Origin of the sequence: Candidatus Infernicultor aquiphilus, from assembly GCF_002784285.1 — a bacterium.
Taxonomy (GTDB): Bacteria; Atribacterota; Phoenicimicrobiia; order Phoenicimicrobiales; family Phoenicimicrobiaceae; genus Infernicultor; species Infernicultor aquiphilus.
Genome location: NZ_PFKO01000228.1, coordinates 1 through 603 on the forward strand (window position 1 = coordinate 1; position 603 = coordinate 603).

At 38.8% G+C, this 603-nt stretch carries 1 pseudogene; it reads right to left on the reverse strand.

The annotated features are described in order from the left end of the window. Window positions 1-185 precede the first annotated feature (185 nt). Window positions 186-603: pseudogene (locus tag COZ07_RS06020) on the reverse strand (IS1634 family transposase); the annotation flags it as partial.

Consider the following 603-nt stretch of genomic DNA (forward strand, 5'->3'; position numbering starts at 1 on the left):
GATCCGGGTCTGAAAGTATTTTTGGCCGAAGAGAGTCGTAAAGCTCTGCTCAGTCTGCTGTTCTTCACCAGTTTCAAGAGCCTTCTTGAGTAATTCCCGACTTTGACACTTAATCTCACGAAACCCCTTATTTATCAACAAATAAAAAAATGATAATGCGCATTTTTGCACTACATTTTTTTATTTTACAAAGATAACTCACTAGTTGGTGTAACATTTGGGGGTGGTTTTATGCGCGACAACCTTAAAATCTTATTACCCAAACTATTAAACTTGGTTTTAATATAAAACTTCTTCTGTTTTATCTTAACTTCCGCAAAATTCATCGAATTTAGGGCTTCTCGAATTTGGGGTGGTGTTGCTGCTAGGTGAGCTCTTTTAAGCTTAGATTCTAAGGTCCTCTCTAGGAGAAAGGCTAAAAAACAGATCACAAAATGACCTTTTATCCTCGGTTCGGTCCAGTGAAATACTGGTCTTACCTCCAGAGTAGTTTTCATGAGGCGAAATGACTCTTCTATCTTCCAGAGGTGGTGGTAGGCAGCCAGGATATCTTGGGGTTTGAGATTTTTTTCACTGGTCTGGATAGCATAATATCCATCAAAC